The sequence below is a fragment of the Paraburkholderia sp. SIMBA_053 genome (assembly GCF_046534895.1).
Classification (GTDB): domain Bacteria; phylum Pseudomonadota; class Gammaproteobacteria; order Burkholderiales; family Burkholderiaceae; genus Paraburkholderia; species Paraburkholderia caledonica.
Window position 1 is genome coordinate 1 of sequence record NZ_JAWRXU010001251.1, and the last position, 251, is coordinate 251.

The window sequence follows — 251 nt, forward strand, 5'->3', positions numbered from 1 at the left end:
GATGCAGAACGCGCTGGGTTTCGCGCTGCCTGTCGAAGGGCTGCGCTACTGGCTGCAGCCTTCGGTTGCGCCGACATCGAAGGCGACGACCGAGAAAGATCCGCAGCAGGAAACGCGTTTGAAGGAGATTCAACAGGACGGCTGGACGATCGACTACATCGCCTATGCCGATGCGCCTGCAACCGGCGTGAAGCGCGTGAATCTCGCGCGCACCGAACCACCGCTCGACATCAAGCTCGTGCTCGACCAGT

General features: G+C 61.8%; 1 protein-coding gene. It reads left to right on the forward strand.

The window, feature by feature from the left end; all coding sequences use genetic code 11:
- Positions 1-251: outer membrane lipoprotein LolB (locus SB753_RS39640; RefSeq protein ID WP_410805491.1), on the forward strand; the 251-nt coding region annotated here is incomplete at both ends.